At 63.4% G+C, this 26,757-nt stretch carries 26 protein-coding genes; 16 read left to right on the forward strand and 10 right to left on the reverse strand.

What is annotated here, in order from left to right:
* Positions 1 to 63: 63 nt before the first annotated feature.
* Both SB822_RS13545 and SB822_RS13550 read right to left on the reverse strand, forming a co-directional pair.
* Entirely contained in the window at positions 64 to 945 is an 882-nt protein-coding gene (locus SB822_RS13545; RefSeq protein ID WP_007733037.1) for a polyprenyl synthetase family protein, read from the reverse strand.
* Positions 942 to 1,259: an exodeoxyribonuclease VII small subunit gene (locus tag SB822_RS13550; protein WP_007733039.1), complete on the reverse strand. Its 318-nt coding sequence runs from the start codon at positions 1,257 to 1,259 to the stop codon at positions 942 to 944. Before SB822_RS13550 ends, SB822_RS13545 begins: the two co-directional genes overlap by 4 nt.
* A gap of 286 nt (positions 1,260 to 1,545) precedes the next feature.
* Between SB822_RS13550 and SB822_RS13555 the strand changes: the two genes are divergently transcribed.
* Both SB822_RS13555 and SB822_RS13560 read left to right on the forward strand, forming a co-directional pair.
* The gene (locus tag SB822_RS13555) at positions 1,546 to 2,652 is read left to right on the forward strand and encodes an aromatic ring-hydroxylating oxygenase subunit alpha (RefSeq protein ID WP_009771554.1); all 1,107 of its coding nucleotides are present in this window, start codon (positions 1,546 to 1,548) and stop codon (positions 2,650 to 2,652) included.
* A 121-nt stretch (positions 2,653 to 2,773) separates the two neighbouring features.
* On the forward strand, positions 2,774 to 3,646 hold the full coding sequence (locus SB822_RS13560) for a sulfurtransferase (RefSeq protein WP_079487734.1): 873 nt from the start codon (positions 2,774 to 2,776) through the stop codon (positions 3,644 to 3,646).
* Positions 3,647 to 3,701: 55 nt separating this feature from the next.
* Here SB822_RS13560 and SB822_RS13565 read toward each other — a convergent pair whose 3' ends face one another.
* From SB822_RS13565 to polA, 3 genes are all read right to left on the reverse strand, one after another.
* A complete protein-coding gene (locus SB822_RS13565; protein WP_007733047.1) occupies positions 3,702 to 4,574 on the reverse strand; it encodes a dienelactone hydrolase family protein in 873 nt (290 codons plus the stop codon).
* A 110-nt stretch (positions 4,575 to 4,684) separates the two neighbouring features.
* Positions 4,685 to 6,031 (reverse strand): NAD(P)/FAD-dependent oxidoreductase, encoded by a 1,347-nt coding sequence (locus SB822_RS13570; protein WP_086915295.1) that lies wholly within the window; start codon positions 6,029 to 6,031, stop codon positions 4,685 to 4,687.
* Positions 6,032 to 6,271: 240 nt separating this feature from the next.
* Entirely contained in the window at positions 6,272 to 9,013 is a 2,742-nt protein-coding gene (gene polA / locus SB822_RS13575; RefSeq protein WP_410854907.1) for a DNA polymerase I, read from the reverse strand.
* A gap of 1 nt (position 9,014) precedes the next feature.
* Between polA and SB822_RS13580 the strand changes: the two genes are divergently transcribed.
* A complete protein-coding gene (locus tag SB822_RS13580) occupies positions 9,015 to 9,758 on the forward strand; it encodes a TIGR00730 family Rossman fold protein (protein WP_007733054.1) in 744 nt (247 codons plus the stop codon).
* Positions 9,759 to 9,818: 60 nt separating this feature from the next.
* Here SB822_RS13580 and SB822_RS13585 read toward each other — a convergent pair whose 3' ends face one another.
* A complete protein-coding gene (locus tag SB822_RS13585; protein ID WP_410854908.1) occupies positions 9,819 to 10,757 on the reverse strand; it encodes a transcriptional regulator GcvA in 939 nt (312 codons plus the stop codon).
* A gap of 98 nt (positions 10,758 to 10,855) precedes the next feature.
* Here SB822_RS13585 and SB822_RS13590 point away from each other — a divergent pair, with 98 nt between their 5' ends.
* From SB822_RS13590 to SB822_RS13600, 3 genes are all read left to right on the forward strand, one after another.
* The gene (locus SB822_RS13590) at positions 10,856 to 11,464 is read left to right on the forward strand and encodes a chromate transporter (RefSeq protein ID WP_009771549.1); all 609 of its coding nucleotides are present in this window, start codon (positions 10,856 to 10,858) and stop codon (positions 11,462 to 11,464) included.
* Complete coding sequence (locus SB822_RS13595; protein WP_410854909.1) at positions 11,461 to 11,991, forward strand: chromate transporter; 531 nt, start codon at positions 11,461 to 11,463, stop codon at positions 11,989 to 11,991. The genes SB822_RS13590 and SB822_RS13595 overlap by 4 nt, the downstream gene beginning before the upstream one ends.
* 202 nt (positions 11,992 to 12,193) lie before the next feature.
* The gene (locus SB822_RS13600; protein WP_079483546.1) at positions 12,194 to 13,264 is read left to right on the forward strand and encodes an IS30 family transposase; all 1,071 of its coding nucleotides are present in this window, start codon (positions 12,194 to 12,196) and stop codon (positions 13,262 to 13,264) included.
* 700 nt (positions 13,265 to 13,964) lie between these two features.
* On the opposite strand, the gene SB822_RS13605 is transcribed toward SB822_RS13600, so the two are convergent.
* Complete coding sequence (locus tag SB822_RS13605; protein ID WP_410854910.1) at positions 13,965 to 15,491, reverse strand: AMP nucleosidase; 1,527 nt, start codon at positions 15,489 to 15,491, stop codon at positions 13,965 to 13,967.
* A 219-nt stretch (positions 15,492 to 15,710) separates the two neighbouring features.
* Between SB822_RS13605 and SB822_RS13610 the strand changes: the two genes are divergently transcribed.
* From SB822_RS13610 to SB822_RS13635, 6 genes are all read left to right on the forward strand, one after another.
* On the forward strand, positions 15,711 to 16,118 hold the full coding sequence (locus SB822_RS13610; protein WP_007582657.1) for a hypothetical protein: 408 nt from the start codon (positions 15,711 to 15,713) through the stop codon (positions 16,116 to 16,118).
* A 167-nt stretch (positions 16,119 to 16,285) separates the two neighbouring features.
* Positions 16,286 to 17,257, forward strand: a complete 972-nt coding sequence (locus tag SB822_RS13615; RefSeq protein ID WP_410854911.1) for a homoserine kinase — start codon at positions 16,286 to 16,288, stop codon at positions 17,255 to 17,257.
* A 20-nt stretch (positions 17,258 to 17,277) separates the two neighbouring features.
* Positions 17,278 to 18,093 carry a BPSS1780 family membrane protein gene (locus tag SB822_RS13620; RefSeq protein ID WP_007582654.1) on the forward strand — a complete coding sequence of 272 codons (816 nt, stop codon included), beginning with the start codon at positions 17,278 to 17,280 and terminating at the stop codon, positions 18,091 to 18,093.
* A 142-nt stretch (positions 18,094 to 18,235) separates the two neighbouring features.
* The gene (locus SB822_RS13625; RefSeq protein WP_007582652.1) at positions 18,236 to 18,691 is read left to right on the forward strand and encodes a MarR family winged helix-turn-helix transcriptional regulator; all 456 of its coding nucleotides are present in this window, start codon (positions 18,236 to 18,238) and stop codon (positions 18,689 to 18,691) included.
* A 155-nt stretch (positions 18,692 to 18,846) separates the two neighbouring features.
* Entirely contained in the window at positions 18,847 to 19,266 is a 420-nt protein-coding gene (locus tag SB822_RS13630; protein ID WP_007582650.1) for an organic hydroperoxide resistance protein, read from the forward strand.
* A 187-nt stretch (positions 19,267 to 19,453) separates the two neighbouring features.
* Positions 19,454 to 20,968 carry a cryptochrome/photolyase family protein gene (locus tag SB822_RS13635; RefSeq protein ID WP_410854912.1) on the forward strand — a complete coding sequence of 505 codons (1,515 nt, stop codon included), beginning with the start codon at positions 19,454 to 19,456 and terminating at the stop codon, positions 20,966 to 20,968.
* Positions 20,969 to 21,014: 46 nt separating this feature from the next.
* On the opposite strand, the gene SB822_RS13640 is transcribed toward SB822_RS13635, so the two are convergent.
* Both SB822_RS13640 and SB822_RS13645 read right to left on the reverse strand, forming a co-directional pair.
* A complete protein-coding gene (locus SB822_RS13640; protein ID WP_007582646.1) occupies positions 21,015 to 21,191 on the reverse strand; it encodes a DUF3563 family protein in 177 nt (58 codons plus the stop codon).
* A 106-nt stretch (positions 21,192 to 21,297) separates the two neighbouring features.
* Positions 21,298 to 22,491: a PHB depolymerase family esterase gene (locus SB822_RS13645; RefSeq protein ID WP_007582645.1), complete on the reverse strand. Its 1,194-nt coding sequence runs from the start codon at positions 22,489 to 22,491 to the stop codon at positions 21,298 to 21,300.
* Between the two features lie 337 nt (positions 22,492 to 22,828).
* Between SB822_RS13645 and SB822_RS13650 the strand changes: the two genes are divergently transcribed.
* From SB822_RS13650 to SB822_RS13665, 4 genes are all read left to right on the forward strand, one after another.
* A complete protein-coding gene (locus SB822_RS13650) occupies positions 22,829 to 23,560 on the forward strand; it encodes a phosphatase PAP2 family protein (RefSeq protein ID WP_007582644.1) in 732 nt (243 codons plus the stop codon).
* A gap of 117 nt (positions 23,561 to 23,677) precedes the next feature.
* Entirely contained in the window at positions 23,678 to 24,457 is a 780-nt protein-coding gene (gene modA, locus SB822_RS13655; RefSeq protein ID WP_007582642.1) for a molybdate ABC transporter substrate-binding protein, read from the forward strand.
* Between the two features lie 36 nt (positions 24,458 to 24,493).
* A complete protein-coding gene (modB, locus tag SB822_RS13660) occupies positions 24,494 to 25,168 on the forward strand; it encodes a molybdate ABC transporter permease subunit (protein WP_007582640.1) in 675 nt (224 codons plus the stop codon).
* Position 25,169: 1 nt separating this feature from the next.
* Complete coding sequence (locus tag SB822_RS13665; protein ID WP_410854913.1) at positions 25,170 to 25,871, forward strand: ATP-binding cassette domain-containing protein; 702 nt, start codon at positions 25,170 to 25,172, stop codon at positions 25,869 to 25,871.
* 19 nt (positions 25,872 to 25,890) lie between these two features.
* On the opposite strand, the gene SB822_RS13670 is transcribed toward SB822_RS13665, so the two are convergent.
* Positions 25,891 to 26,727 carry a TOBE domain-containing protein gene (locus SB822_RS13670; RefSeq protein WP_007745600.1) on the reverse strand — a complete coding sequence of 279 codons (837 nt, stop codon included), beginning with the start codon at positions 26,725 to 26,727 and terminating at the stop codon, positions 25,891 to 25,893.
* Positions 26,728 to 26,757 lie beyond the last annotated feature (30 nt).

Here is a 26,757-nt window from a genome sequence, read left to right on the forward strand (position 1 = left end):
CACTTCGTTCGCGCACACCCGAGAAGTCTTGTGCGGGCGGCGGGCTTTCGCGTTACAGCTACATCAGCTAACCCGGTTCACCACGAGGTCAGCCAACTCGGCGAGCCGCTGCGCGCGGGCGCCAAAAGGTGCAAGCGCCTGGTGCGCGTCGCTGCGCAGCTGCGCAGCCAGCGCGCGCGAAGCGTCGAGCCCGATGATCGACACGTAGGTCGGCTTGCCGTCCTTCGCGTCCTTTCCAGCCGTTTTGCCGAGCGTCGCGGAATCGGTCGTGACGTCGAGAATGTCGTCGACGACCTGAAACGCGAGACCCACAGCCGCCGAATAGGCGTCCAGCGACTGCAGCGCCTTGGCGTCCGGCGTCTCGCCTGTCAGCGCGCCCATCCGCACGGCTGCGCGCAGCAACGCGCCCGTCTTCAGACGGTGCATCGTTTCGAGCTGCGGGCGCGTCAGCGTGTGGCCGACGCTCGCCAGATCGATCGCCTGGCCGCCCGCCATGCCGATCGAGCCGCTCGCGAGCGCCAGTTCGCGCACCAGCGCGGCCTGCTGCGCGGGTGCGAGCACATCCGATGTCAGCGCAACGAAAGCTTGCGACTGCAGCGCGTCACCGACCAGCAGTGCCGTCGCTTCGTCATATTTGACGTGTACCGTGGGCTTGCCGCGGCGCAGTTCGTCGTCGTCCATGCAGGGCATGTCATCGTGCACGAGCGAATAGACGTGGATCATCTCCAGCGCCGCCGATGCCGCGTCGAGGCACTCGGCCTTCGCGCCCGTCAGCTCGCCCGCCGCGTGGCACAGCAGCGGGCGCACCCGCTTGCCGCCGCCCAGCACGGCGTAGCGCATGGCTTCATGCAGCCGGGCGGGCTCGGTCGAGTCCGCCGGCAAATATTGCTCGAGTGCGCCCTCTACCCGGTCCAGCACCGAGCGCATCCATTGTTCGAAGGTCATAGATCGTCTCCGCTGTCGGCAGCGGTTGTACCTGCTGTGTTCACGGGAAGCGGCTTGAGCGTTTCGCCATCGAGGACGCGCACCTGCTGCTCCACCTTTTCGAGTTGCTGCTGGCAGAACGCCACGAGCACGGCGCCGCGCCGGTAAGCCGCAAGCGACTCTTCCAGACTGAGGCTGCCGCCCTCCATGCGCCCAACGAGCCCCTCCAGTTCCGCCAGCGCTGCCTCGTAGCTCTCGGGCAGCGGTGAATTGTCGGAACCTTCGGTGCTGGTGGGGGACAAACCAGCCGTATCCGTGGAAGCCGTCTTCGCCATGAATCGTCGCAAAATTAAAACAAGTCGAACATTCTACGGCAAAAGCGAGATTTTCGACCTGTGAGCCCACCAATGGGTATCGGCACGGCCGTTGCGCAACACTTTAGACGATAGAAATAAATCCAACGTTTGCGTGGCGAAATCGCGAGCTTCCCCGACATTTTTAACCCAAATCAGGTACTTAAGCGCCCCAAGGAGGGGGAAACGGGTATAATCGCGGGCTCCCTAAATCGAATCTTCGATGGTTGGGTTGTTCACTGCTTTCACGTCTTCATCGGGAGTGGGAATGTCCAATCTGAGCAATGCATTGCAGCTCAAGGCTATTCACAGCCAGCTGCCAGTCACGGCTTACTTTGACCCGGCGCTCCACGAGCGCGAACTCGAAACCCTTTTCAAGAAAGGTCCTCGCTACGTCGGGCACGAACTCATGGTTCCCGAAGCGGGTAACTATTTTGCCTTGCCTAGCGAACGCGAGGGGCGTGTGCTCGTCCGCAACCAGCAGTCGCAGATCGAACTGCTGTCGAACGTGTGCCGCCACCGTCAGGCGATCATGCTGAACGGCCGCGGGCAGACGGAGAACATCGTCTGTCCCCTGCACCGCTGGACCTATGACCTGAACGGCCAGTTGCTCGGCGCGCCGCATTTCGCCGACAACCCCTGCCTGAATCTCGGCGCCACTCCGCTGCAAAGCTGGAACGGCCTGCTGTTCGAAACGCAGGGCCGCGACGTCGCGAAAGACCTGTCACGTCTCGGCACGGCGAAGCACTTCGACTTCACGGACTACATGTTCGATCACGTCGAAGTGCACGAGTGCGACTACAACTGGAAGACCTTCATCGAGGTCTATCTGGAGGACTATCACGTCGTGCCGTTCCACCCGGGCCTCGGCAGCTTCGTCAACTGCGACGATCTGAAGTGGGAGTTCGGCGACTGGTACAGCGTGCAGACGGTCGGCGTGCACAACCAGCTCGCACGTCCGGGCAGCCCGACGTATCGTAAGTGGCACGATGAAGTGCTGCGCTACCGCGACGGCAAGATGCCCGAGTTCGGCGCGATCTGGATGGTGTACTACCCGGGCATCATGGTCGAGTGGTATCCGCATGTGCTCGTCGTGTCATGGCTGATTCCGCGCGGACCGCAGAAGACGACGAACGTCGTCGAGTTCTATTACCCTGAGGAAATCGCGCTGTTCGAGCGCGACTTCGTCGAAGCGGAGCGCGCCGCGTACATGGAAACGGCGCGCGAAGACGACGAAATCGCCGAACGCATGGACGCCGGACGCCGCGCGCTGCTGGATCGCGGCGAATCGCAGGTCGGTCCGTATCAGAGCCCGATGGAAGACGGCATGCAGCACTTCCACGAGTTCCTGCGCCGCGAGCTCGGCACGGTCTGATCGAGCCGCCGCGAGCGGCATCTACGGCTTCATACAAGGAATGACGGGCTTCGGCCCGTCATTTTTGTTTAGACTAGAGATATCGTTCGGCGCTGCCGAAGTCAGTCTCTCAGGAGCCGTCATGCCACACACTCACTACACCACGCTGATCTCCGCAGGCAATCTCGCCGAACGTCTGGCCGCCGCGCCGGGCAGCGTGTTCATCGTCGATTGCCGTTTCGATCTCGCCGATACCGACTCCGGCGAAAAAGCCTACGCGGCGGGCCATCTGCCGCAAGCGCACTATCTGCACCTGGACCGCGATCTGTCCGGACCGAAGACGGGCAGCAACGGACGTCATCCGTTGCCGGACCGTCAGAAGCTGGTCGAGCGTCTCGGCGCACTCGGCCTCAAGCAAGGCCAGCAAGTGGTCGCGTACGACGCGCAAGGCGGCATGTACGCCGCGCGTCTGTGGTGGCTGCTGCGCTGGCTGGGTCACGATTCCGTCGCGCTGCTGGACGGCGGGCTGCAGGCGTGGGAAGCGGCTGGCCACCCGCTGACGCAGGACGCGCCGCCCCAGGCGAGCGGCGACTTCAAGGCGGGCGCGCCGCTGGCCGTGACCGTCGATGCGCAGGCCGTGGAACGCAACATCGGCACGAAGGAACGCGTGGTGATCGACGCGCGTGCCGCTGACCGCTATCGCGGCGAGAACGAAACGCTGGATCGCGTGGGCGGCCACATTCCGGGCGCGCGCAACCGCTTCTTCAAGGACAACCTGACCGCGGACGGCCGCTTCAAGTCCGCGCACACGCTGCGCGACGACTTCAACGCGGTAATTCCCGCAGGCGTGTCCGCCGAGCATGTGGTGCTGCAATGCGGCTCGGGTGTCACCGCTTGCCACAACGCGCTGGCCATGGAAATCGCCGGGCTGCATGGCGCGGCGCTGTATGCCGGGTCGTGGAGCGAATGGAGTTCGGATACGTCGCGGCCTGTGGCGACGGGACCGAATCCGTAACCGCTTTTTGTCTGCGCTGCCGACGATCGCCGGCGGCGCAGACGCGAGCCAAAACTCAACCGACGCCGTGCGCCTTGAACCACGCAAGCGTGCGGCGCCAGCCGTCTTCGGCATCGGCTTGCTTGTAGCTCGGCCGATAATCCGCAAAGAACGCATGCCCCGCGTCGTCATACACGACGAACTCCGAGCCGCGCCCCGCCTGCGGCCCCTGCGCGATCGCCTGCTTCATCTTGTCGAGCGAGTCCTGCGGGATGCTCTGGTCCTGCCGACCGTATAGCCCCAGCACGGGCACCTGCAGATCCGACACACGGTCGATCGGATTGGCAGGCGTTATCGGCGTCTGATTGCCGGCCACGCGCCCATACCACGCCACGCCCGCCTTCAGCCGCGGATTGTGCTCCGCATAGAGCCACGCGATGCGCCCGCCCCAGCAGAAGCCGTTGATGCCGACCTTGTTCACGTCGCCGCCATGCTCGCCTGCCCATTTGAAGGTCGCGTCGAGGTCTGCCATCGCCTGTGAATCGGGCACCTTGCTGAGAATCTGCTCGTTCAATTGCTGGATCGTCGGATACGCGTTCGGGTCGCCCTGCCGCTCGAAGAGGTCGGGCGCGATCGCAAGATAGCCAAGCTTGGCGAAGCGCCGGCAGACATCGGCGATATGTTCGTGCACGCCGAACGCCTCGTGAACCACGATGATCACGGGCAGATGCGTCTTGCCCTTCGGCTGCGCCCGATAAGCGGGCACCAGCGTATCGCCCGATTTGATGCCGACTTCGCCCGCCTCGAGGCCTTCGCTGTCCGTATGGATCGTCTGCGCGGACACGGGCAGCACGCATGCCGCGAAGCCAGTGCCGAGCGCCGCCTTGATGAAGGTGCGCCGGTCGAAGGGAACATGGGGAACGAGACTGTCGACTTCTGGCTTCAACATGCTGTGCTCCTCTTTTGGAATGGGTAGACGGCAAGGAGCCAACAGGATACGCGCAAAGCGCATCCTGTTGCAGAAGCATCGATATCGATCAACGAAGGTTCAATGATGGTTCAGTGCAGCTTGACGCGCGGCAGCGTGGTCCGCCGCAGCCAGTGCGCGAAGGTATCGAGCACCATGCGCGCATAGCCGTGCAGCGCGGCGATATGCAGCCGGTACAGCGACATGTACATGAAGCGCGCGAACAGCCCTTCGATCAGCATATTGCCGCCGATCACGCCGCCCATCAGATTGCCCACGGCGCTGAAGTGCCCGAGCGACACCAGCGAGCCGAAGTCGCGATACGTGAACTCCGGCAGCGGCCGGCCTTCGAGCCGGTTGCCAAGCGCCCGCAGCAGGAAGCTCGCCTGCTGGTGCGCGGCCTGCGCGCGCGGCGGCACGTTGCGTTCGTTGCCTGGCCACGCACACGCGGCACAATCGCCGAGCGCGAAGACGTTGTCATCGATCATGGTCTGCAGCGTGGGACGCACTTCGAGCTGGCCAAGCCGGTTCACGGGCAGGCCGTCGAGCTGGCTCAGCACGGCTGGCGCCTTGATGCCCGCCGCCCACACGGTCAGATCGGCGCGCACCGTCTTGCCGCTTGCCGTGCGCACGACGCCCGGCGCGACTTCCGCCACCGTCTCGCCGACCATCAGCTTCACGCCAAGCTTTTGCAGCAGCTCGGACGTGGCCGTCGATACGCGTTCTTGAAGAGCCGGGAGAATGCGCGGCCCGGCCTCGATCAGCACGATGCCGACATCGTGGCGCGGATCGAGCTTGTGCAGCCCATAGGCGGACAGCACCTGCGCCGTATTGCGCAGTTCCGCCGACAATTCGACGCCCGTCGCGCCGCCGCCGACAATCGCGACCTGGATGCGCGGCTCCGTCGACGTCGTGCCGGGATTCGTTTCGACGGGTTCGTGCGCCTGATGCTCGGCGCGCATGCAGGCGGCGATCAGGCGCTTGCGGAAGCGTTCGGCCTGGTGAACGGTATCGAGCGCGAGTGAATATTCAGGCGCGCCCTTGACGCCGAAGAAATGCGTCGTACTGCCGATCGCAATCACCAGCGTGTCGTATTCGAGAGCCCGTTCGGGGAGCAGTTCGGCGCCGTCGTCGTCGAGCACGCGGCCAAGCCTGATGGACTTCGCCGTGCGATCGAGCGCCACCAGTTCGCCCTGCTGGAATTCGAAGCCATGCCAGCGCGCCTGTGCCGCATATTCGAGTTCCTGCGTGAACGGGTCCATGCTGCCCGCCGCCACCTCGTGCAGCAGCGGCTTCCAGATATGCGTCGGATTACGATCGACCAGCGTCACCTGCGCGCGCGGCTCACCGCCGCGCTTTCTGCGCGCATAGCGATCGCCGAGCCGTGTCGCCAGCTCCAGGCCTCCCGCGCCTCCACCTACGACGACAAAACGATGCATCAGAACTCTCCGTATTGACCGATAAAGCTGTGCGTCGATGCGGCGCGCGTGCGGCCGCTGTGTAATCGCGTAGTGTCGATTGTCGGCGAGCAATGGGACAAGTCACAAGCCTGTCAAAACATAACTGTGACATGCGAGCGACGTTATCCCATTGACCTGAAGAAGCAACAATGTTGTGTCAGTGTGGCATGAAAAGCATGACTGACATGTCAGTGCGCCCTCCCAAGCCTCGATGTGCGCTCAGTGCGCTTCCTCCCAGTTTGCGCCCGCGCCCACGTCGGCGACGAGCGGCACCTTCAGTTGCGCGACGCCGCACATCAGTTCCGGCAAGCGCTTACGTACGTCGGATAGTTCGTCCTCCGGCACTTCGAGAATCAGTTCATCGTGCACCTGCATGATCATGCGCGTGCCGATGCCAGACTCCTCGATCCACTTCTGCACCGCGATCATCGACATCTTGATCAGATCGGCGGCCGTGCCTTGCATCGGCGCGTTGATCGCGGCGCGCTCCGCCGCCTGACGGCGCGGGCCGTTGCCGCCGTTGATCTCGGGCAGCCACAGGCGGCGGCCGAACACGGTTTCGACATAACCCTTCATCTTGGCGCTCGTCCGCGTGTTCTCCATATACGCGGCGACGCCCGGATAGCGCGCGAAATAGCGGTCGATATAAAGCTTCGCCGCATCGCGCGTGATGCCGAGATTCGACGCGAGACCGAAAGAACTCATGCCGTAGATCAGGCCAAAATTGATGACCTTGGCGATACGCCGCTGATCGTTCGATACTTCGAGCGGCGTCACGCCAAACACTTCGGAAGCCGTGGCGCGGTGAATGTCCTCGCCCTGCTTGAACGCGCGCAGCAGCGCTTCGTCACCCGAGATATGCGCCATGATGCGCAGCTCGATCTGCGAGTAGTCCGCCGACACCAGCTTGTGTCCCGGCGGCGCGATGAACGCCTCGCGAATACGGCGGCCTTCGCCTGTACGCACAGGAATGTTCTGCAGATTCGGATCGTTCGATGCCAGGCGGCCCGTCACGGCAACAGCCTGCGCATAGTTCGTATGCACGCGGCCCGTGGTGGCGTTGACCATGCGCGGCAGCTTGTCGGTGTATGTCGACTTGAGCTTCGACAGGCCGCGATGTTCGAGCAGGACCTTTGGCAGCGGATAGTCTTCCGCGAGTTTTTGCAGCACTTCTTCGTCAGTAGACGGCGCGCCGCTGGGCGTCTTCTTGATGACGGGCAATTCGAGCTTCTCGAAGAAGATCTGCCCGATCTGTTTCGGCGAGCCGAGATTGAATTCACCGCCTGCGAATTCATACGCCAGTTTTTCGAGTTCGACGAGACGCGTCGCGATCTCGTTGCTTTGCACGCGCAGCTTTTCCGCATCGATCAAGACGCCGTTGCGCTCCATCTTGCGCAGCACGCGCGAGGTCGGCACTTCGATGTCGCGGTACACGTGATCGAGCTGCGCTTCCGCGGCGACCTGCGGATACAGCGTCTGATGCAGACGCAACGTGATGTCGGCGTCTTCGGCTGCGTATTCGGCGGCCTTGTCGAGCGCGACTTCGTCGAAGCCGATCTGCGATGCGCCCTTGCCCGCGACGTCTTCGTACTTGATCGTCTTCAGTCCGAGGTGACGCAGCGCCAGGTTGTCCATGTCATGCGGACGATGCGATTCGAGTACGTACGACTGCAACAGCGTGTCATGCTCGATGCCGTCCATCACGATGCCGTAGTTCGCGAGCACCTGCTCGTCGTACTTCAGATGCTGGCCGACCTTCTTCTTGTCGCGGCTTTCGAGCCAGGGCTTGAGCTTCGCGAGCACTTCGTCGCGCGGCAACTGAACGGGCGCATCCGGTCCGCGATGCGCAAGCGGTATATACGCGGCCTTGCCCGCTTCGACCGAGATCGAAACGCCGACGATCTGCGCCGTCATCGGATCGAGCGACGTGGTTTCGGTATCGAACGAAGTAATGTCAGCCGCGTTGATCTTGTCGAGCCACGCGTCGAACTGCTCCCACGTCTGCACGGTGTCGTACTCGTGCTCGCCATCGACAGTCGGCGCGGGCGGCACGTCCGTCTCGGGCCCTTCGACGGCATCAGCAATTTCCACTTCGCGCAGCCACGTCTTGAAGCCGCTACGCGTGAACACGTCGCGCAGTTCTTCGCGCGATTCGGGGCGAGTAGCAAGCGTTTCTTCGAACGAGTTGATCTGTTCCGTCAGATCGCAATCCGTATCCACCGTGACGAGCTTTCGTGCCATCGGCAGGAAATCGAGCGCGCGTCGCAGATTGTCTCCTACCGCACCTTTGATTTCATCCGCGTGTGCGACGATGCCATCAAGGGTTTCAAATTGCGTAAGCCATTTGATCGCGGTTTTCGGGCCACATTTTTCGACGCCTGGCACGTTGTCGACGGTATCGCCGATCAGCGACAGATAGTCGACGATGCGCTCGGGCGGTACGCCGAACTTGCCCACGACGCCTTCGCGGTCGAGCTTCTCGTTCGTCATCGTATTGATGAGGGTGACATGATCCGTCACGAGCTGCGCCAGATCCTTGTCCCCAGTGGATACGATCACGTTCATGCCGCGCGCCTCGGCCCGCTTCGCGAGCGTGCCGATCACGTCGTCGGCCTCGACGCCTTCGATCATCAGGAGCGGCCAGCCGAGCGAACGCACGGCGACGTGAATCGGTTCGATCTGCTTCGAGAGATCGTCGGGCATCGACGCACGGTTCGCCTTGTATTCCGGATACCAGTCGTCGCGAAACGTCTTGCCTTTGGCATCGAACACGCACGCGCTATACTCTGCCGTAACCTCCTTGCGCATACGACGGAGCATGTTGATGATCCCGTAGAGCGCTCCCGTTGGCGCACCATCGGGACCGCGCAAATCAGGCATCGCGTGGTAGGCCCGGTACAGATAACTCGAACCGTCAACCAATAGCAGGGTCTTACCTTCCAGGTTCTGTTCTTCAGGCATTATGACTAAGAGAAAAGTGATTCCGAGTCTGCGATCGCTCGCAGATCAAGAGCGCGCAACAGCCAAGAAGGCCCGCGCATCGTGGCAGATGTTCACGATTATGGCAGAGTTTATCGAGGCGACCGAGTACCTGTCGGAGATCCGCCCGGCCGTGAGCATCTATGGTTCGGCGCGTCTGAAACCGAACTCGCCTTACTACAAACTGGCCACGCAGATCGCGCGCAAACTGTCCGACGCGGGCTTTGCCGTGATCTCCGGCGGCGGCCCCGGCATCATGGAAGCGGCCAACAAGGGCGCGCATGCAGGCAAGGCGCCGTCGGTCGGCCTGAACATCGAGTTGCCGCACGAGCAGTCGGGCAACCAGTGGCAGGACATCTCGCTGCGCTTCCGTCATTTCTTCACGCGCAAGGTCACGTTCGTGAAGAACTCGGATGCCGTGATCGTGATGCCGGGTGGATTCGGCACGCTCGACGAACTGGCCGAAGTGCTCACGCTGATTCAAACCAAGAAGTCGCGGCACGTGCCCATCATTCTTGTCGGCGCGGAGTTCTGGAAGGGACTGCTGGGCTGGTTCGAATCGCAACTGGTGCCGATGGGCCTCATCAATCCCGGCGACATGAACCTGATGCAGGTGATCGACGATCCCGACCAGGTGCTCGAAGCGGTGCTCGCGTTCTATGAAGAGCGCGAGGAACAACCCGAACAACAGCCGAAGTCGGACGAAGACCGGATGTTCTATCTGTGAGCTTCTGACGCGATTGCGTCCCGGATGCGTGCTGTATAGAAGGCGCGTCCGCGATGCGCGCTATCGCGTCACGACGCGCGGCTCCTTGCCGCGCGTTTTTTCTTGCGCGTTATCTTGCTTCGTTTCCCTCGCCTGCGCTTCGAGCCAACGGCAGAACTGCTCGACGAGCGGCGCATTCGCCACCTCGCGCCGCGCGACCCACCAGTAACCGCGCGCATCGATGCGCGGTCCTTCCAGCGGCGTGACCAGCCGGCCTGACGCGAGTTCGTCATCGAGCAGCGGCATTGGACCGAGCGCGACGCCCAGCCCATCGACGGCCGCTTGCAAGGCCAGATAGAAATGGTCGAACGACTGTTTCTTGCGGCACTTCGCCTTGACGCCCGCTGTCTGCAACCAGTGATGCCACGCGTCCGGCCGCGTATCCGAATGCAGCAGCACATGGCGCGCGAGATCGTCGGCGGTGTGGATGGGCAGGCGTTGCAGCAGCGCCGGACTGCACACGGGAATCTCGCTTTCGTCGAGGAACTGACCGCTCGCGCAATTCGGCCAGTGCGCGGGCCCGCGCCGCACGGCGACGTCGAAACTGTCGAGCATCTCCACAGGCTCGTTCGATGTCGCGAGCCTCAGCTCGACGTTCGGCGCCATCCGCTGAAACTGCGACAGACGCGGCAACAGCCACTTCATCGCGAACGTGGGCAGCGCATTCACGCGCAGCACATGCACGACGCCCGTGTCGCGCAACTGATCGGTCGCGGTAGCGATGCTGTCGAACGCGTCCTGCACCTTCGACAGATAACGCCGGCCATCTTCCGTGAGCCGCACGCGCTTGCCGTTGCGATGAAACACCTGCACACCGACCCACGCCTCGAACGCAGCCACCTGCCGGCTGATTGCACCGTGCGTCACATGGAATTCATCGGCGGCTGCCGTGAAGCTGTTGTGCCGGGCCGCGGCCTCGAAGGCGCGCAGCGCCGGAAAAGGGGGAAGCTTGCGGTTCATCCTTGTGATTCTAGATCACAAAGACTTGCCCAAGAAATCGTTTTGAGCGATCGGCAAACGGCGTTAACCTTCACGGCTTGTACTGGATAGTGAACGTCATGGATCAGCACCCCGACGCGCCGGAGCACGCGCCCGCTCCGACCACGCGCGAAATCTTCATGGGCTTTCTGGGCCTCGGCCTGACGTCGTTCGGCGGCGCGCTGCCGCTCGCGCGGCGGACCATCGTCGACCGGCACCGCTGGCTTACGGCCGCCGAATTCACCGATCTGCTCGGCCTGTGCCAGTTCCTGCCGGGCGGTAATGTGATCAATCTGTCGGTAGCGCTCGGTATGCGCTTTCGGGGCTTGCGCGGCGCGCTCGCTGGCATTCTCGGTCTGATCGCCGGGCCGTCGCTGGTCGTGATCGCGCTCGGCGTGCTTTACGAGCACACGCAGAACGATCCGCACATCAAGCATCTGTTCGCTGGACTGGCAGCATCTGCGGCGGGATTGCTGGTCGCGATGGCCGTCAAGATCCTGATGCCGTTGCGCCACGATCCGCGTGCCGCGGCGATCGCCGCGCTCGGCTTCGTCGCGATTGCGCTGCTGCGCTTCCCGCTGCTGCCGACGATGCTCGTGCTGACGCCGCTCAGCATCTTCCTCGCGTCGCGCGTGGCTAAAGCCGAAGCGGCGGCCGCGTCGTCACAGCCGAACGAGGTGTCGAAATGATGGAAACGCTGATCGCTCTTGCCGTCATCTTCAGCCAGCTGTCGCTGCTCGCTTTCGGCGGCGGCAATACGATCCTGCCGGAGATGCAGCGGCAGGTCGTCGAAGTGCATCACTGGATGCCCGCCAGCGAGTTCAGCGCGCTGTTCGCACTCGCGCAGGCCGCGCCCGGTCCGAACATGATGGTCGTGACACTCGTCGGCTGGCACGTAGCGGGCTGGGCGGGAATGCTGGTGACATCGGTGGCGAAGTTCGGGCCGTCGTCGATCGTGACGATTCTCGCGATGCACGCGTGGAACCGCTTCAAGGACCGTCCGTGGCGGCGCGTCGCGCAGAAAGGTCTGGTGCCCGTGACGGCGGGGCTGGTCGCGGCGAGCGCGCTGCTGATCGCGCAGTCGTCGGATACGTCGTGGCTCGCATGGGTCATTACAGGCGCATGCGCGGTGCTCGCGTTCAAGACGCGTATTCACCCGTTGTGGTTGCTGGGAGGCGGGGCGGTTGTGGGGCTTGTTGGGCTGGCGTACGTGTGAAGTGAATGCGCTATATCGGCATGGGAGTTATGTCTTGACGCTTTGGTTTGGTTTGCTTGTGTTTTCGCTGGCATCCGCGTTATGTCTTCGTGCTTCACGCGTCGCCCCTGTGCGGGGCGGCACCTACTTTTCTTTGCCGCCGCAAAGAAAAGTAGGGGCGGTTTCAAGGATCAAGTGCAACACTTCATTTAGGATGTGTTGCATGGGACAAAAATACGAACACCTTGGTGCCGAGGAGCGCGGTGCTATCTTTGCAATGAAGCAGGAGAACAAGAGTACGCGGGAGATTGCACGTGTGTTACGGCGTTCGCCAGCCACGATCAGCCGTGAACTCAGGCGCAATGGCTGGAAGCCGGATCATGAGCGAGGTCCAATGGGACGTCCCGCTATCGCTGGCGGCTACAATGCCGCGAACGCGGGCCGCCGGGCGGCAAGGCTGCGGCGCAAGCCGCGCTGTGAGCGCAAGCTGCATCCTGACGGACCATTGTGGGCCGAGGTACGTCAATACCTGGAAGGCGGCCTCTCGCCTGAGCAGGTGTGCGCCCAACTCGAACGTGTGCATCCCGAAGAACCTGCCTTGAACGTCTCGCACGAAACGATCTACCACGCCATCTATGCCGCGCCGCGTGGCGCATTGCGGCGTGAACTGGTTGCCCTGCTCAGGCAGGGGCGTAGCACGCGCAAGCCGCGCACACGCGGGCAGGACCGCCGTGGGAAGCTCGTCGACATGGTGAGCATTCATGTGCGCCCGCCCGAGGCCAACGACCGGTTGATTCCGGGCCACTGGGAAGGCGATCTGATCAAGGGTGCGGGCAACCGTTCGGCCGTGGGGACCCTGATTGATCGCAGCACCCTGTTCGTGATGCTGGTGAAGATTGATGGCAGCACCGCCGAGGCGGCGCTTGATGCCTACAGTGCGGCGTTCGCGCCGCTGCCGGCAGAACTGCGCCAGACCCTGACGTACGACCAGGGCAAGGAAATGGCAGAACATAAAAAGCTTGCCGAGGCCACCGGTATCCGTATCTACTTCTGCGATCCGCACAGCCCCTGGCAACGCGGTATCTGCGAGAACACCAATGGTCTGCTGCGCCAGTACCTGCCCAAAGGCACAGACCTCTCCGTGTTCTCGCAGCGCCAGCTCGACCTGATCGCGATGCGCATGAACATCCGTCCGCGCAAGACGCTCGGCTGGAAGACCCCTGCAGAAGCTTTTATGGAAAAATGCGCGGAACAGGATATTGCGATCAACCCCGCTGTTGCACTTAGCCTTTGAAACCGCCAGGCAAAAGAAAGCGGCTAACACCGCCAACATTTCTTCTTGCCTGAGGGCCCCCAACCGGTCCCACACTTCACACGGCAACCACGTGACTCATGTTTGTTGCCAACGCTTTGAATTGACGCCTCACCCGCTTCGCACACCCGCACCAGAGCTGGCGGCAGCGAATGGTTTGCGCCGCCCAGGTGGCAAACTGTGTGTAGGCTTTCGTGCCATTCGCGCATCACTCCGGACTGGGTAGCAGATCGGTGTTTCTGGTAAGAGCGCTAACCTGTGCGGTACGACAACCTACACATAGTTTGCCACCTGGGCGGCGGTGGAATATCTGGCACGGCGTGCTGTGACGCGGGTAGATGAAGCGGGTGAGGCGTATAGAGAGAACGTTGGCAACGCACGCGAACAGGTTCGCCGCCGCGTGAAGCGTGGGACCGGTTGGGGGCCCTCAGGCAGGTACAAGAATTAGCGGTGTTAGCCGCTTTCTTTTGCCTACTTTTCTTTGCGGCGGCAAAGAAAAGTAGGTGCCGCCCCGCACAGGGGCGACGCTTGAAGCACGCTAACAAAGCGCGGATGCCAGCGCAAACACCAGCAAACTCCGCAGCGGCAGGCCGACTTCAACCCGGCGCAGATGACAGCGCACATGGTCAAAGCCCTGCACGACCGCTCACGGCGCGCCAGGCCCCCGATCCCGCACAAACCCCTACTGAAACGCCACTTCCGCAAAACTCCGCAACTTCCGGCTATGCAGCTTGTGCAAGCCGTTGGTGCGCAGAATCTCCATCGCCTTCACGCCAATCTGCAAATGCTGATCGACCTGCGCGCGATAGAACTGGTCGGCCATGCCCGGCAGCTTCAGTTCGCCGTGCAAGGGCTTGTCCGACACGCACAGCAAGGTGCCGTAAGGCACCCGAAACCGGAACCCATTCGCGGCGATAGTCGCGCTTTCCATATCGAGCGCAATAGCCCGGCTTTGCGACAAACGCAGCACCGGCTCGCGATGATCGCGCAATTCCCAGTTCCGGTTATCGACGCTCGCCACCGTACCCGTGCGCATCACGCGCTTGAGTTCGGCGCCGTCGAGCTGCGTGACCTGCGCTACCCCTCGTTCGAGCGCAACCTGCACTTCGGCCAAAGCCGGAATCGGCACCCACAGCGGCAGATCGTCGTCGAGCACGTGATCCTCGCGCACATAGCCGTGCGCAAGAACGTAGTCGCCAAGACGCTGCGTATTGCGTAGCCCCGCGCAGTGCCCGAGCATGATCCACGCATGCGGACGCAGCACGGCGATGTGATCGGTGATCGTCTTCGCATTCGACGGGCCGACGCCGATATTGACCATCGTGATGCCGCTGCCGTCCGCGCGCTTCAGGTGATACGCGGGCATCTGCGGCAGGCGCGGCGGCGCATGGCCCTCGTCTTCCTGCTCGCCGAGATTCGCGTTGTACGTAATCACGTCGCCTGGCTCGACGAACGACGTGTACTCGCTGCGGTACGCGCGCAGATCGGCGTCGTCGGTCTTCGTCATCATCGTGCGGCCAAGCTTCACGAACTCGTCGATATAGAACTGATAGTTCGTGTACAGCACGTAGTTCTGGCAATGCGTCGGCGAAGTCGCCGTGTAGTGCTTGAGCCGGTGCAGCGAAAAGTCGACCCGCGCCGCCGTAAAAAGCGCGAGCGGATGCGGCTCGCCCGGCAGCGGCTCGTACGTGCCGTTGACGATGCGGTCGTCGAGCAGCGCGAGATCGGGCGCGTCGAACACATCGCGCATCGCCAGCAGTCGCTCGCGATCCAGATCGCCTTCGAGGTGAATGCCTTCGGCGAACGCGAAGTGAATCGGAATTGGCTGGTCGGACACACCCACTTCGACCGAAACATGATGGTTCTTCACCAGCAGCCGCAATTGCTCGCGATAGTAATTGCCGAACAGATCGGGCCGCGTCACCGTGGTTTCGAACACACCCGGACCCGCGACGAAGCCATACGAGCGGCGCGAGTCGACATGCGTGTTGGTCTCCGTGCGCACGCGCACGAACGGATAGCAGGCGCTCACGCGCCGGTCGAACGGTTCGTTGCGGCGATAGCGCGCGAACGCATCGCGCAGGAACGACGTGTTCGCTTCATAGATGGCCGAGAGGCGCGTGACGGCGTCGGCTGCATCGCCGAAGGCCTCGGTCGGGAACGCGTTTGCGGGCATATGCACCGCGCGTTGACTGGTCTCGTAGTTCATCTTCGTTCGCCTCGATTGATGCAACGACATTACCACGGAACCCGTGCTTTTCGATGAAGACGCGCCCGCGCATCGCGGGTTTGCGTGTTGTCGCGCACGCAGGGTTGCCCTTTCTGCAGGTCGCGCGGGAAGCGCGCAAAATAAGGCTATCGCCCGTTGTTCATGTCCGTGAGCAGCAGTGGATTTGCTAGAATTGGGCCACCTAATCGGAGAAACACCATGAAGCCGCTCTTCCCCGTCGCCGTTGCGCTGATGCTTGCCGTCAGCGGCGTCGCGATGGCTGCCCAGCCTGCCCCGTCCGCGCAAGAGGCGAAGGCAGCCGCAGACGCCCAAGCCGCCGCCAACGAACGGGCCGGCCTGCCGGATCTGAGAGCGATCAACCGCCCTGCGGCCGAAGTCAGCTCGAAAGTCGAGATCAACCAGCCGCGCACGCCGAGCTTCCACGAACGTAGCGGCAACGGCACCGAAATCACCGAGTACCGCGACAAGGGCAAGCCCGTCGAAATCGACGTGCGCTCGAACTTCGGCACGCGCTACCAGATGAGCGCGCCGACCGATACGTCGCCGCGCGTGTACGAATCCGGCAAGCCGCCCGCACGCCTGCCGTCCGTGAACCTGCATTACTGATCGCCCCGAGCCGGCGCGCTGCCTTTGCGGGTGCGCGCCGGCTTGCTTCAAGCCGATCCACCGGCCCAAACGAGTCCAGCGTGGATCGCAACAACGCTTTCAGCCCGCTTTCCCCGACCTCGTACTGGCGTAACGCCAGCCGATCAACCTGATCCGACGCCCCACGCATGGCCGTATTCACCGCTGTCACCGAAGCCCAACTCGCAGATTGGATGCGCCACTACGATCTCGGCGAAGTCGTCGAGTTTCGGGGCATTACATCCGGTATCGAGAACAGCAATTTCTTTCTGACGACCACGCGCGGCGAGTACGTCCTCACGATCTTCGAAAAGCTCACGGCGCAGCAACTGCCGTTCTATCTCGATCTGATGCGCCATCTGGCGTCGCACCGCGTGCCCGTGCCGGACCCGATGCCGCGCGACGACGGCGCGCTGTTCGGCATGCTCAACGGCAAGCCCGCGACCATCGTCACGAAGCTCGACGGCGCGCCGGAACTCACGCCCGGCGTCGCGCACTGCGTCGAAGTGGGGCAGATGCTCGCGCGTCTGCATCTGGCGGGACGCGACTTCGCGCATCACCAGCCGAACCTGCGCAGCCTGCCGTGGTGGCAGGAGACGGTGCCGGGCATCGTGCCGTTTTTGACGAACGCGCAGCGCACGCTGATCACGGAAGAACTCGCGCATCAACAGGCGTTCTTCGCGTCGGCGGACTACGCGTCGCTGCCCGAAGGCCCGTGCCATTGCGATCTGTTCCGCGACAACGTGCTGTTCGCGCATGCCGCGCCCGGCACGCATCATGAAGTGGAACTCGGCGGCTTCTTCGACTTTTATTTCGCAGGCTGCGACAAGTGGCTCTTCGACGTCGCCGTGACCGTCAACGACTGGTGCGTCGACCTCGCGACAGGCAAGCTCGACGACGCGCGCGTCGACGCGCTGTTGCGCGCGTATCAGACCGTGCGCCCGTTCACTCCCGCCGAAAACCGGCACTGGAGCGACATGTTGCGCGCGGGCGCGTACCGTTTCTGGGTGTCGCGCCTGTATGATTTCCATATGCCGCGCGCCGCCGAACTGCTCAAGCCGCACGATCCGGGTCATTTCGAGCGCATCCTGCGCGAGCGCCTTGCGGGCGCCGCACTCTAGACCCTAGGCATCCATACCTCATGCAACTGATCGAAGTTCCGGCGAAAACCGGCTATGTGTGGTTCCGGCAAGGCATCTGGCTGTTTCGCAGGAACCCGCTCGCATTTCTGACGCTGTTCTTCGCGTACCTGCTCGCGATGACGGCGATCTCGCTGATTCCCATCATCGGCGGCGTGCTGCCGCTCATGTTGATTCCAGGCATCGCCGTCGGCTTCATGTCGGCGTGCCGCGATACGATCGCCGGCAAGCCAGTGCTGCCCACTATTCTTGTCGACGGTTTCCGCTCGTACGGCGGCCAGGTGTCGAAGCGCCTGCTGCTGCTCGGCGTGCTGTACATCATCGCGATGGCGATCGTGCTGATGGGTTCCGCGCTCGCGGACGGCGGCATGCTGCTGCGTCTGATGATCAGCGGCGAATCGATGCAGCCGGAAGCCGTCGCCAATAGCGATATACCCCTCGCCGTGCTGACGGCGCTCGCGTTCTACGTGCCCGTCGCGATGCTGTTCTGGTTCGCGCCCGTGCTCGCCGCGTGGCACGACGTGCCGACCATCAAGGCGATGTTCTTCAGTATCGTCAGTTGCTGGCGTAATCGCGGCGCGTTCATCGTGTATGGCGCGCTGTGGTTCGCGGTCGCGACGACGGTCTCGTTCGGGCTGTCCGCGCTGCTGCAGGCGCTTGGCGCGGGCGAACTCGCGCTGGTGATCCTGATGCCCGCGTCGATCATCGTCACGACGATGCTCTACTGCTCGTTCTACGCCACGTATCGCGGCTGCTTCGGCGTGCAATCGCCCGGCCAGCCGTTGCCGCCCGCTCCCACGTCTTCGTCGTCTACCTGAACGGTTCCGCTTTCCGGGTCCGCGCCGCGCATGCGGCGCGGATTTTCCGCGCTCGCGTGTGAAGCATCGGCATCGCGCCGCTTTTTTGCGGCACAATAGTTTGCACGCAATCCATTCGCACGCTTCGTTTCAGGGGACGTCCATGACCCAGCGCACCGCCTTTCCCGTTACGCTCGACGAGCAGCTCTGCTTCGCGCTCTATTCGACGTCCCTCGCGATGACGAAAGCCTACAAGCCGATTCTCGACCGGCTTGGCCTCACGTATCCGCAGTATCTGACCATGCTGATCCTCTGGGAAAGCGACGACGTTACCGTGAAGGACATCGCCGCGCGCCTGAACCTCGATTCGGCGACGGTCACGCCGCTGCTGAAGCGGCTCGAATCGCAAGGGTTTATCGAGCGCGTGCGCGGCACGGAAGACGAACGGCTCGTCTTCATCCGGCTGACGAAATCAGGCGTCGCGCTCAAGCGCAGCGCGCGCGACGTGCCGGAAGAAATCTTCTGCGCGACCCAGCAGACGCCCGAATTTCTCATCCGCCTGCGCAGCGATCTGCAACAGTTGCGCGGCACGCTGAACGACTATCTCGAACGCTACTGACAACGCGTGCATTCGCGCCTATCGCGTCGATAGGCAATTTAGTTTGCACACTAATGATTTGTACGATACATTTCTCCCATGCCAGTTCGATAGCGATGACGCGAAGCACTGGCAAGCACTGACCCAATCACTGGAACCGATCAAGGAGCGTCAAAATGAACGTACTGTACAAGGCAACGGCAACGAGCAATGGCGGTCGCGATGGTCGCGCGGTTTCGTCGGATAACGCGCTCGACGTGAAGCTGGCGGCGCCGCGCGAACTCGGCGGCAACGGCGCGCAAGGCACGAACCCGGAACAACTGTTCGCTGCCGGCTACTCGGCGTGTTTCCTGAGCGCAATGAAGTTCGTCGCCGGCCAGCGCAAGCAGGCGGTGCCTGCTGAAACGACCGTGACGGCCGATGTCGGCGTCGGTCCGAACGACAAGGGCGGCTTCGCGCTGGATATCGAACTGCGCGTCTCGCTGCCGGGCCTCGACGCAGCGGCAGCGCAAGAGCTGGTGAACGCGGCACATCAGGTTTGCCCGTACTCGAACGCGACGCGCGGCAATGTCGATGTGCGTGTGAACGTGGTCTGAGTCGTTCTGAACTGACCGTCGCTTCGTGAGCAGCGCCCGCCTTTCGTGCGAAAGGCGGGCGCTGCCTCATTTTTGCGTTGATTTCCGATGCCGCGGGCGTTGGGTTTGCGACTGGCGGACACTATCATCGGCGGTGGCTTTTCGGCCCGACGTCCGCATCCGCTGACGCGCAATAACTCAATCGATCATGACCCGCGCCTACCAGCTCGACGCAAATTTTCAGAACGGACTCGTATGGTTTCGCCGCGACCTACGCACGGGCGACAACGCGGCGCTCTATTACGCGCTCAAGGATTGCGAGCGTGTCTGGTGTGTGTTCGTGTTCGACACGACCATTCTTCAGCCGTTGATCGATTGGGCGAACGAGCACGATGACCATAAGGGCAAGGTGCAGGATCGGCGGATCGAATTCATTCTGGCGTCGCTGGAAGAGCTCGACCGGTCGCTGAAGGAAGGCGGCGGCGGATTGATCGTGCTGCATGGCGATCCGCATGAAGAGATTCCAAGGCTCGCCGCGCAACTCGAAGCCGAAGCCGTTTTCACCAATCACGACTACGAGCCCGTCGCAATCGAGCGCGATGAAAGCGTCGCAGATCGGCTGCGCGACGACGGACGTCAGTTGCTGACGTTCAAGGACCAGGTGATTTTCGAGCGCCACGAACTGCTCAACGGACAAGGCAAGCCCTTCGCCGTGTTTACGCCGTATAAGAACGCGTGGCTAAAGAAATTGACGCCGTTCGACCTGAAGCCCTACCCCGTCGAACGGTACGCAAAGAGTCTCACGCGGCCGCCGCGCAAGCTCGATCACGCATGGCCGACGCTCGGCCAAATGGGCTTCGCGCCCGGCAAACTGGCGGAAACAATACTGCTGACGGGCATGAGCGGCGCGCAAACGCTGCTCGAAGACTTTGTGACCCGTATCGACAGTTACGCCGACCGGCGCGACTTTCCCGCCGCACGCGGGACGAGCCATCTGTCGGTGCATTTGCGCTTTGGCACGGTTTCGATTCGCACGCTCGCGCGGCTCGCGCACGAGATGTCGCTGCAACCCGACGGCCAAGGGGCCGCCACTTGGCTATCGGAACTGATCTGGCGAGACTTCTACTTCATGATCCTCGCGCATCATCCGCATATCGCGAAGCGCGCGTCGTTCAAGCCGGAATTCGACACGCTGCGCTGGGAAACGGGCAAGCAAGCCGACGCGCTGTTCGCCGCCTGGTGCGAAGGGCGCACCGGCTATCCGCTCGTCGATGCCGCGATGCTGCAACTGAACCAGACGGGCTTCATGCACAACCGTCTGCGGATGGTGACGGCGAGTTTTTTGGCGAAGGATCTGGGTATCGACTGGCGGCGCGGGGAGCGCTACTTCGAGGAAAAGCTCAACGACTTCGACTTCTCCGCGAACAACGGCGGCTGGCAATGGGCGGCGTCGACGGGCTGTGACGCGCAGCCGTGGTTCCGGATTTTCAACCCGGTAACGCAATCGGAGAAGTTCGATCCGCAAGGGCTCTTTATCAAGCGCTTCTTGCCGGAACTGGAGAAGGTGCCCGCGAAGTGGATTCACGCGCCATGGCAGGCGAATCCCGACGACTTGAAGGATTGGGGCGTGGTGCTGGGGAAAGACTATCCGCAGCCGGTCGTCGATCACGCAAAAGCGCGGCAGGAAACATTGGCGCGCTATGGCATGCTGCGCTCACGTTGAGCGCTTTTCATGGCCGGCTCGCGTGCCGGCCCGTGCTTGCTGCAGCTTAGTGCTGGCTCATCCACGACGGTTGACGCAGTTGCGCTTCACGGTCGATCTTGCGCATGCGGAACTCGAGGTCGTACAGATCCGTGGCTTCGGCCAGATACGCGTCGTTTTGCTCTTTGACGCGCAGGTCATAGGACTTCGTCAGGAACAGGAAAAGGCGGCTGATCAGATACATGGTGAACCTCGAATTTGGTGTTAGGTGGCTGACACCTAGGGATAACCCCTATTATAGGGAAAACCCTAGCAACACACCAGCACCAAATTCGAAGTGTGGCAATTTGTCAACTCACGCGCTGCCGGGCGCCGTCCGCGGCACGTCCGGCGGGCCGCGCCGACTCGGTGCGACGCTGATGCCGGAAAAAGTCCCACAACAGACTGGACGCATCCGGACCCTTCGATGAATGGAACGGCACCGCATCGTCGCCGCCGCTCCACTCATGGCCGAGGCCCTGCACGCGGCACAGGCGCACGACGCGCCGCCCGCCGCGCGTGTAATCGCGCGTCGTGACGGTCGCCTTGCGGTCTTCCTTGACATCACCGACCTTGCGCACGCCTCGCGCATCGACGATTCCGTTGAGTCGGAGGTACTGCTCCGTCAGTTGCTCGGCGTTGACAGGCGCGACGACGCGATCGGCTTCGCCTTGCAAAATGATGGCGGGCATGCCCGGGTAAGTCGTCACGTCCGCGACGGCATCGACGAGCGCAACGGGGTCCTGCCGCGTGCCGCGCCGCATCACATCCATCGCGGCGATGCCCGAATGCGCATCGCCGAACGCCGGCCCCGAATGCAGCGCGACGGCGGCGAAATGCTCAGGAAAATGCAGCGCCAGCAACGACGTCAGCCCGGCGCCCGCCGATATCCCGGCGACATACACCCGCTCGCGGTCGAGGCCGTGCGCTTCCACCAGCGCCTCGACGAGCGACACGACGGCGCGCGCTTCCGCGCGTCCCGCACGGTCGGTATCGTCATACCAATGCCAGCAGCGATGCGCGTGCGCATGCTTCGACTGCTCCGGGTACACGACGGCGAAGCCGTAGCGGTCGGCCAGCAGGTTCATGCGCGTGCCTTCGGCGAATTCGTCGATGGACTGTGTGCAACCGTGCAGCATCACGACGAGCGGCGCGTGCTTGATCGGCTTGCCGGCGGGCAGATACAGCCCGTACTGCAAATGATTGATGAGGCTGCCGGGCGCGGCCGGTGCGGAGTGGAACGAGCGCGTCCACGAACCGCTCGCCCACGCGGCGGCGCGCGGCCGTACACGGGATTCGCGCGCGCCGCGCTGCGGCACGTCGCGCGTAGTGGTCTGGCGGACTTTCACCGACGGTTTCGCGACCGTAGTGGTCGCCGGCCGGGTGGCGGCCCGGGTCGACGACCGTTTTGGCTTGCGCTTCGTAGTCGCGCGGGCGTGCTCCGTCTGGATCGCAAACAGGCGTTTCAGGCCGCCTAGCCAGATTTTGGTCAAGCTTTTTGGCATAGGATTTTCTCGCTAATAGGGACTCATGCTCTCTGCCTTCCGGCAGTCTTGTGCGATGCACAATAACATCAATCTCCGTGCGATGCTGACACCGACTGAGGCCGTTTTCGGAAAAAGCCCGTCGCACCGAGCTTCGTATAAGACGATTTCCGAATCGTCCTAACATCTGGCAGTTTTCGGGCTTTTCCTTTCATCTGCCGCGTAACCGCTGCCTCTATACTTATAGAATACGCGCGGGCGGGGAACGTCCTTCCCGATCCGGCACCGTCGTCGGCTGTCCTGGAAACCTCTGGCCGTAGGCAAGTTCGCGCCCCGTACATGTCGTTAAGGATTGTCCATGCTTCACCTTCCACCTCAATTCTGGCTTCTGGTCACGAACTTCGGCGGCGCCGGTCTGACGTTGCCGCTCGCCTTCGCCATCGCGCTGTGGCTCACCGTCGGTTATTCGTGGCGGCTCGCCGCGGTCTGGCTGTTTCTGCTCGGTGTTGCCGTCGCGCTGGTCACGGCGACGAAGATCGCGTTCCTCGGCTGGGGTGTCGGCGTGCGCGTGTGGGACTTCACCGGCCTGAGCGGACACGCGATGTTCGCCACGGCCGTGTTCCCCGTTGCCGCCTTGCTCGTCCTGCTGCCAGCGCCGCCCGCCGTGCGCATCGTCGGCGTAGCGCTCGCGCTGTTCGGCGGCGCGCTGGTCGGCTTTTCGCGCGTCGTCATCGAGGCACATTCGCCTTCGGAAGCGATCACGGGGTGCATCGTCGGCGGGTTGACGGCGCTCGTGTTCGTCCGGATCGCGTGGAACGCCACGCCGCCCGGACGCCTGCCCGTCGCGCCCGTGGTATTGAGCCTGATGATCATCACACTCGGTCTGCACGCGGTGCATCTGCCGACCCAGCGCTGGGTCACACATATCGCGCTGAAAATTTCCGGCCATGACCGGCCGTTCGTCCGCGCCCGCTGGAAGGCGCTGCGTGACGCCTACGCGCCCGCTGCGCCAGCCGCCCCCGCCGCGCCCATCGCGCCGTGGCAGAAATCACGCAACGTCGCTGTGCCCCTGCCCGATTCCGACGCATAAATCACACGAAACCGGCTATCTTGCGCGCCACATGTTCAATATGCCGACCGCTATAACCCTACATATATTACGATGGCGTTTTCAACCCGCTTCCGGTCGACCCGGCGCCACCTTCCCATGTCCTTCCCGTCGATGATCCGCTTCCTGAAACCTGCCCTGCTCGCCGCGAGCGCGATTTCGTTTGCCTTCGCCGCGCAGGCTCGCGCCGACGAACTCGTCGTGTCCGCGGCCGCGAGCCTGACCAACGCGTTCAAGGCCGTCGGCGACGCGTACGAGAAGGAGCATCCCGGCACCAAGCTGCTGTTCAATTTCGGCGCGTCCGACGTGCTGATGCAGCAGATCGTGAAGGGCGCGCCCGCCGACGTGTTCGCGTCCGCCGACCAGAAAGCGATGGACAAGGCCGCCGAGCAAAAAGTAATCGTGCCGTCGACGCGCAAGGACTTCGCCGCGAACTCGCTCGTGCTGATCGTGCCGACGGACAGCAAGCTCGCGCCGTCGAACCTGAACGAGCTGACGTCGGCGAGCGTGAAGCGCGTTTCATACGGCGATCCGGCATCCGTGCCGGTAGGCCGCTACACGGAAGGCGCGCTGAAGGCGGCGGGCGTGTGGGACGCTGTTAGCGCGAAGGGCGTGCTGGCGTCGAACGTGCGTCAGAGCCTCGATTACGTGTCGCGCGGCGAAGTCGACGCCGGCTTCGTGTTCGGCACCGATGCCGCCGTGATGCCCGACAAGGTCAAGGTCGCGCTGACCGTGCCGACCACCACGCCGATCACCTATCCGATCGCGCAGGTCGAAGGCAGCAAGCACGCCGCCGACGCGCAATCGTTCATCACCTTCGTGCTGTCGCCGGCCGGCCAGGCCGTGCTCGCGAAGTACGGCTTCAAGCCGGCGCACTAAGCTGCGCCGCCAGAGACGAAGCACGACGCCCAAATCATGGAACAGGCCTGGATTCCGCTGATGCTGTCGCTGAAGGTCGCGGGCTGGGCGACGGCGCTGAACATCGTGTTCGGTGTCGCGGCCGGCTTCGGCCTGGCGCGCTGGCACTCGGGCGCGCGTGACCTGATCGACTCGCTGCTGACGCTGCCGCTCGTCATGCCGCCAACGGTGCTCGGCTATTACCTGCTCGTGCTGCTCGGCCGGCGCGGCGTATTCGGCGCGTGGCTCGAACGTTTCGACATCCAGCTGGTGTTCACGTGGCAAGGCGCGGTGATCGCGTCGATGGTGGTGGCGTTTCCGCTCGTGCTGAAGTCGGCGCGGGCCGCGTTCGAATCCGTCGATCCGCAACTGGAGCGCGCCGCGCGCACCCTCGGCATCAGCGAAACGGCGATCTTCTTTCGCGTGACGCTGCCGCTCGCGTCGCGCGGCATTCTCGCTGGCGCCCTGCTCGCGTTCGCACGCGCGCTCGGCGAGTTCGGCGCGACGTTGATGATCGCGGGCAATCTGCCGGGCCGCACGCAGACGCTGTCGGTTGCCGTCTACGCCGCCGTGCAGGCGGGCGACGACAGCACGGCCAATTTCCTCGTGCTCGTGACCTCGGTCACCTGCGTCGTGATTCTCGTGCTCGCGGGCCGGCTCGTGCCGCAACACTCGCTGATGACGTCCCGCTGACATGCCGCTCACCGTCGATATCCGCAAAACGCTGCGCACGGCCGAACGCCAGTTCACGCTCGACGTATCGTTCACCGCGAGCGCGCAACGCATGGTGCTGTTCGGGCCGTCGGGTGCGGGCAAGAGCCTGACGCTGCAGGCAATCGCCGGCCTGCTGCGTCCCGACGAAGGCCAGATCGTGCTGCACGGCGACCCACTCTTCGACAGCACGCAAGGCATCGACCAGAAGCCGCAGGCGCGCCGTCTCGCGTATCTCTTTCAGGACTACGCGCTGTTCCCGCATCTGAACGTGCGGCAAAACATCGGTTTCGGCATGCACACAGGCTGGCTGAATCCGGGACGGCGTTTTTCACATCCGCAGATTGACTACTGGCTCGACGCGCTCGATCTGAAAACGGTGGCCGGTCATCATCCGGCTCAGCTTTCGGGCGGGCAGAAGCAGCGCGTGGCGCTGGCGCGGGCGCTCGTCGCGCAGCCGCGCCTGTTGCTGCTCGACGAGCCGTTTTCCGCACTCGATCACGCGCTGCGCGCGCGCATGCGGCAGGAGCTGTCCGATCTGCAGACGCGGCTCGACATCCCGATGCTATTGATCACGCGCGATCCCGACGATGTCGCCGCGTTCGGCGATCAGGTCGTGCAGGTGTACGACGGCAGCGTGCGCGAGAACGCGCCGTTCGCGGGCTATCCGCGCACGGTGTCCTAGCAGACGGGACCGCCCGCGCTTAAGCCAGGGCCGTCACGCCCAGAATCACGCTCGACGCCTTGAACGCGGCCACGAGCGCCTGCCCTTCAGCGATACCCAGTTCCGCGACGCTCTCATTCGTGACGACGGCCGTCACGACTGCTCCGCCTTCGAGCGTCAGCGACACTTCGGCATTCACGGCGCCACGCTGCACGGCCGACACCGTGCCACGCAGGCGGTTGCGGGTCGACAGGCGCTCCGCCGTGCCGTCATCGGCAACCAGCAGCACTGACGACGCCTTGACGAGCGCCACCGCCTCGCCGCCGACGGCAAGCCCCAACGTCTCCGTGCTTTCGTGCGTGACGACGGCGACGACCGACTGCCCGCCGGGCAATGCGAGCGAGACTTCGTCGTTGACCGTGCCGCGCTGGATCGCGCTGACCTTGCCGTACCACTGGTTACGCGCGCTCGTCTTCATGCCGATGCGGCCGATCAGCTGCCAGTCGTCGGAGAATCCAGCGATCGCCGCGCCCGCGCGTTCGAGAAACAGCCGGTGCTCGCGTTCGACAGCACGAAACGTGTCGATCAAGGTCAGCGCGCGCGGCGTGAGCGTCGTGCCGCCGCCGCCCTTGCCGCCCGTCGAGCGGATCACGAGTGTTTCGCCCGCGAGATTGTTCATCGCATCGACGGCATCCCACGCGGCCTTGTAGCTCATGCCGATGGCTTTGGCCGCGCCCGTGATCGACCCCGTTTCGCCGATCGCCGCCAGTAGCGCAATGCGCTGCGTGCCGCCGAGCGCCTGCTCGCCGGAGCGGAACCAGACGGAACCGCCAAATTGCAAAGCGTCGTGGGAAGCGTCGTTGTTATCGGATGTCATGGCTCGCGTGCGCGTCTGCTGAAGAACGGA

The organism is Paraburkholderia sp. SIMBA_054 (genome assembly GCF_046534875.1).
Classification (GTDB): Bacteria; Pseudomonadota; Gammaproteobacteria; order Burkholderiales; family Burkholderiaceae; genus Paraburkholderia; species Paraburkholderia hospita.

What these genes read in the sequence shown, in the direction of transcription:
- modA (WP_007582642.1), top strand. Translation starts at nt 23,678, where the DNA reads ATGTCCTTCCCGTCGATGATCCGCTTCCTGAAACCTGCCCTGCTCGCC.
- SB822_RS13565 (WP_007733047.1), bottom strand. Translation starts at nt 4,574, where the DNA reads ATGTTGAAGCCAGAAGTCGACAGTCTCGTTCCCCATGTTCCCTTCGAC.
- SB822_RS13635 (WP_410854912.1), top strand. Translation starts at nt 19,454, where the DNA reads ATGACCCGCGCCTACCAGCTCGACGCAAATTTTCAGAACGGACTCGTA.
- SB822_RS13620 (WP_007582654.1), top strand. Translation starts at nt 17,278, where the DNA reads ATGCAACTGATCGAAGTTCCGGCGAAAACCGGCTATGTGTGGTTCCGG.
- SB822_RS13560 (WP_079487734.1), top strand. Translation starts at nt 2,774, where the DNA reads ATGCCACACACTCACTACACCACGCTGATCTCCGCAGGCAATCTCGCC.
- SB822_RS13670 (WP_007745600.1), bottom strand. Translation starts at nt 26,727, where the DNA reads ATGACATCCGATAACAACGACGCTTCCCACGACGCTTTGCAATTTGGC.
- SB822_RS13615 (WP_410854911.1), top strand. Translation starts at nt 16,286, where the DNA reads ATGGCCGTATTCACCGCTGTCACCGAAGCCCAACTCGCAGATTGGATG.
- SB822_RS13605 (WP_410854910.1), bottom strand. Translation starts at nt 15,491, where the DNA reads ATGAACTACGAGACCAGTCAACGCGCGGTGCATATGCCCGCAAACGCG.
- SB822_RS13550 (WP_007733039.1), bottom strand. Translation starts at nt 1,259, where the DNA reads ATGGCGAAGACGGCTTCCACGGATACGGCTGGTTTGTCCCCCACCAGC.
- SB822_RS13630 (WP_007582650.1), top strand. Translation starts at nt 18,847, where the DNA reads ATGAACGTACTGTACAAGGCAACGGCAACGAGCAATGGCGGTCGCGAT.
- SB822_RS13590 (WP_009771549.1), top strand. Translation starts at nt 10,856, where the DNA reads ATGGATCAGCACCCCGACGCGCCGGAGCACGCGCCCGCTCCGACCACG.
- SB822_RS13580 (WP_007733054.1), top strand. Translation starts at nt 9,015, where the DNA reads ATGACTAAGAGAAAAGTGATTCCGAGTCTGCGATCGCTCGCAGATCAA.
- SB822_RS13545 (WP_007733037.1), bottom strand. Translation starts at nt 945, where the DNA reads ATGACCTTCGAACAATGGATGCGCTCGGTGCTGGACCGGGTAGAGGGC.
- polA (WP_410854907.1), bottom strand. Translation starts at nt 9,013, where the DNA reads ATGCCTGAAGAACAGAACCTGGAAGGTAAGACCCTGCTATTGGTTGAC.
- SB822_RS13665 (WP_410854913.1), top strand. Translation starts at nt 25,170, where the DNA reads ATGCCGCTCACCGTCGATATCCGCAAAACGCTGCGCACGGCCGAACGC.
- SB822_RS13595 (WP_410854909.1), top strand. Translation starts at nt 11,461, where the DNA reads ATGATGGAAACGCTGATCGCTCTTGCCGTCATCTTCAGCCAGCTGTCG.
- SB822_RS13585 (WP_410854908.1), bottom strand. Translation starts at nt 10,757, where the DNA reads ATGAACCGCAAGCTTCCCCCTTTTCCGGCGCTGCGCGCCTTCGAGGCC.
- SB822_RS13570 (WP_086915295.1), bottom strand. Translation starts at nt 6,031, where the DNA reads ATGCATCGTTTTGTCGTCGTAGGTGGAGGCGCGGGAGGCCTGGAGCTG.
- SB822_RS13600 (WP_079483546.1), top strand. Translation starts at nt 12,194, where the DNA reads ATGGGACAAAAATACGAACACCTTGGTGCCGAGGAGCGCGGTGCTATC.
- SB822_RS13610 (WP_007582657.1), top strand. Translation starts at nt 15,711, where the DNA reads ATGAAGCCGCTCTTCCCCGTCGCCGTTGCGCTGATGCTTGCCGTCAGC.
- SB822_RS13625 (WP_007582652.1), top strand. Translation starts at nt 18,236, where the DNA reads ATGACCCAGCGCACCGCCTTTCCCGTTACGCTCGACGAGCAGCTCTGC.
- SB822_RS13555 (WP_009771554.1), top strand. Translation starts at nt 1,546, where the DNA reads ATGTCCAATCTGAGCAATGCATTGCAGCTCAAGGCTATTCACAGCCAG.
- SB822_RS13640 (WP_007582646.1), bottom strand. Translation starts at nt 21,191, where the DNA reads ATGTATCTGATCAGCCGCCTTTTCCTGTTCCTGACGAAGTCCTATGAC.
- SB822_RS13645 (WP_007582645.1), bottom strand. Translation starts at nt 22,491, where the DNA reads ATGCCAAAAAGCTTGACCAAAATCTGGCTAGGCGGCCTGAAACGCCTG.
- SB822_RS13650 (WP_007582644.1), top strand. Translation starts at nt 22,829, where the DNA reads ATGCTTCACCTTCCACCTCAATTCTGGCTTCTGGTCACGAACTTCGGC.
- modB (WP_007582640.1), top strand. Translation starts at nt 24,494, where the DNA reads ATGGAACAGGCCTGGATTCCGCTGATGCTGTCGCTGAAGGTCGCGGGC.